Raw genomic sequence first — 694 nt, 5'->3', positions numbered from 1 at the left:
CGCGACGTACGCCGTGACGCGGCAGGCGCTCGAGCGCGCGCGCAGCGGCGGCGGCCCCACGTTCGTCGAGGCGTTCACCTACCGCATGGGCGCGCACACGACGTCCGACCACCCGACGCGCTACCGCACGTCGGCGCAGGAGGAGCACTGGCGCCGCCGCGACCCGATCGAGCGGCTGCGCGCGCACCTCGACGGCACGGGCGAGCCCCCCGAGGTGTTCCAGGCGCAGCTCGCGAGCGAGGCCGACGCGTTCGGCGAGCACCTGCGCACGACCGTGCGCGCCATGGGCCGCCCCTCCGGGCCGTCGATGTTCGAGCACGCCTACGCCACGCCCCACGCGGTCGTCGACGCCGAGCGCGCGTGGTTCGAGCAGTACGAGCAGTCCGTCGTCGACCACGAGGGTCACCAGACGGGAGGCCACCGATGACCGTCACGTCCGACCGCACCACCGACCTGCCCCCGGCGCCGGCACCCGCGCCGTTCCCGACGGGCACGCAGCGGCTGCCGATGGCGAAGGCCCTCAACCTCGGCATGCGTCGCGCGCTCGCGAACGACCCGCGCGTGCTGCTCATGGGCGAGGACATCGGCCGCCTCGGCGGCGTGTTCCGCGTGACCGACGGCCTGTTCGCCGAGTTCGGCGAGGACCGCGTCGTCGACACGCCCCTGGCCGAGTCGGGCATCGTCGGCACCGCGA

General features: G+C 75.1%; 1 protein-coding gene and 1 pseudogene. Both read left to right on the top strand.

Annotated elements, in window-relative coordinates; translation table 11 throughout:
• On the top strand, positions 1 to 427 hold a 427-nt coding region (locus G3I71_RS45270), incomplete at its 5' end, for a thiamine pyrophosphate-dependent enzyme (protein WP_239149765.1).
• Positions 428 to 507: 80 nt separating this feature from the next.
• Positions 508 to 694 (top strand): annotated as a pseudogene (locus tag G3I71_RS45265) (alpha-ketoacid dehydrogenase subunit beta); the annotation flags it as partial.

It is taken from the genome of Streptomyces sp. SID12501, from assembly GCF_010550245.1.
In the GTDB taxonomy this organism is placed as follows: Bacteria; Actinomycetota; Actinomycetes; order Streptomycetales; family Streptomycetaceae; genus Streptomyces.
The sequence above is the reverse complement of the archived record's forward strand: the minus strand, read 5'-3'. Positions and strand labels throughout refer to the sequence as shown.